The organism is Methanosaeta sp. UBA458 (assembly GCF_002496085.1).
Lineage (GTDB): Archaea > Halobacteriota > Methanosarcinia > Methanotrichales > Methanotrichaceae > Methanothrix > Methanothrix soehngenii.
The window spans coordinates 1,989-3,713 of record NZ_DAIK01000031.1; the positions used below are offsets into that span (position 1 = coordinate 1,989).

The 1,725-nt window shown below is 54.4% G+C and carries 2 protein-coding genes and 1 pseudogene; 1 reads left to right on the top strand and 2 read right to left on the bottom strand.

The annotated features are described in order from the left end of the window. Positions 1-695 (bottom strand): annotated as a pseudogene (locus BP822_RS01940) (serine hydroxymethyltransferase); the annotation flags it as partial. Positions 696-833: 138 nt separating this feature from the next. On the opposite strand from BP822_RS01940, the gene BP822_RS01945 reads away from it, so the two are divergent. Continuing rightward, the gene (locus BP822_RS01945) at positions 834-1,286 is read left to right on the top strand and encodes a PUA domain-containing protein (RefSeq protein WP_273278863.1); all 453 of its coding nucleotides are present in this window, start codon (positions 834-836) and stop codon (positions 1,284-1,286) included. 3 nt (positions 1,287-1,289) lie between these two features. Here the strand turns inward: BP822_RS01945 and BP822_RS01950 are convergent. Further along, positions 1,290-1,725: hypothetical protein (locus BP822_RS01950; protein WP_286877604.1), on the bottom strand; the 436-nt coding region annotated here is incomplete at its 5' end.

The window sequence follows — 1,725 nt, forward strand, 5'->3', positions numbered from 1 at the left end:
CTCGGTCCCCGCAGGGTCTTATGAGTGGTGGTGGTGACGATATCCGCATAGGGCACGGGAGAGGGATGAGCGCCCACCGCACACATGCCGGCGATATGGGCGATATCCGCCATAACCTTGGCCTCCACATCATCGGCGATCTCCCTCACCGCCTTGAAGTCGATGGTCCGGGGATAGCTGGATGCGCCCACCACAATGAGCTGGGGGCGGGACTTTCGGGCGATGTCTGCCATCTCGGAGTAGTCGAGCATCTCCGTCTCTCGGGAGACGTTATAAGGGACGATCTTGTACATCTTGCCTGAGAAGTTGACCGGACTGCCGTGGGAGAGGTGGCCGCCGTGAGCGAGGTTCATACCCATGATGGTATCGCCCGCGTTGAGCACGGCGAAGTAGGCAGCCATGTTGGCCTGGGTGCCGCTATGGGGCTGGACGTTAACATGCTCTGCGCCAAAGAGCTTAAGGCAGCGCTCTCTTGCCAGATTCTCGGCCAGGTCCACGCAGCCTGTGCCGCGATAGTAGCGTTTGCCGGGATAGCCTTCGGCATACTTATTGGTCATGACACAGCTCTGCGCCTCCATGACCGCTCTACTGGTGAAGTTCTCTGATGCAATCAGGATGATATTATTTCGCTGCCTCTCCAGCTCAGACTGGATCGCGGCTGCGATTTCGGGATCTACAATATCTAGGGATTTCAAATCGAATCACCGGTGCTAATTAGCGAGATGGGTGGTGTTTACTGAGGAGGGCAAAATAGATTATGGTATGAGCCCGAGATATGAAGCTCTGGCACTGGCACCATAACTCTTTTATTGCCTCCTGCAAAGGTAATCTGGATGCTTATAAGAGCGAGGACTATCGCTGACTACCAATTTGGCAGGGGCGCGGGCAGTGCCCTCTTTCCCGATGGCACGACATACAGCCTCTCCAAGACTCGCCGGCTGAGATATCTCTACTGGGAAGAGGAGAGGGTGGCCACTGTCCGAGCAAGGGACAACCTCCTGACCCTGAGCATGATCGGCGCAAAGAGGCTGCATGATCTGTTCTGCAGCCCTAGGCTTCGAGTGGTGGCCTCGGATGATGCTGCGCCATTCATCGCCAAAGGTGGCAATCTATTCGCCAGGCACGTCATTGCCGTTGACCCGGAGATTCGAGCCGGTGAGGAGGTTTTGGTTGTTGACTCGCAGGATCGGCTTTTAGCCACGGGCACAGCCGTCCTCGCGCCTGAGGAGATGATGCAGATTAAAAGGGGGCTGGCGGTCCAGGCGAGAAAGGCGGCAGAGAATTGATTTTCACTGCACTTTTATCTGGGCTGATCTGCTGCCGGAGATGCTGCAATAGGCCGTTGCCTTAAGGATGTCTCCTGCAGTGGCATTAATCTGATAGTAATAGCTGAAGGTGTTGGCAGCAGTCTGGTTAGCGTATTCTTTTCTCAGGACATCATCGCCATTTTTCTGCACTACAACCTCCCGGACGTAGTGGCTGGGATTTGTTGAGGTATGGGTTACGGTCGCATTCAATGTCTGATTCGTATTATCATAAGCGAGGAGGACCTGGGAGGGAGAGTGAGCGAGGACTGGAATTGACAGAATGAGAAGCAGAATGATTGCAGCGAGGCCTTTGATTGCTGGGGTCAAGAAAGGCGACACATCTCCGTTCGTGTCTATAGATATCTTATCATTATTGGACATATCAAAAACACCTATCAGTGAAACGGCGGCGACGCAC